At 58.7% G+C, this 317-nt stretch carries 1 protein-coding gene; it reads right to left on the reverse strand.

Annotated features, from left to right (window positions below):
• Window positions 1-317: hypothetical protein (locus tag N798_RS18835; protein ID WP_232222679.1), on the reverse strand; the 317-nt coding region annotated here is incomplete at both ends.

Here is a 317-nt window from a genome sequence, read left to right on the forward strand (position 1 = left end):
TCGGGCCGACCGCGTTGCTGGGGATCTTGCTCGCCCGGCCGTCACGCGCGTACGTCGTCTGATTACCGGTGGGGTCACACAACGTCACATAGCTCAAGATGTACGAGCCGTTCGGCCAGCTGGTGGGAACCTGGGTCGTAAAAGTGGCAGCCAAAGGAAGAGCGCCATCATTACGAACCTGATGCGACCCATCAATGGGATCGGTGAAGTGGAAGATGATGCAGCGCAGAGATCCGGAATCATCGCTGGCGTTGTAACCGACGGTAAGGACATCACCGGGCTCGACGACCTTAGGGCCAACACTGAAGCTGTTCAGC

Source organism: Knoellia flava TL1 (genome assembly GCF_000768675.1).
Taxonomy (GTDB): Bacteria; Actinomycetota; Actinomycetes; order Actinomycetales; family Dermatophilaceae; genus Knoellia; species Knoellia flava.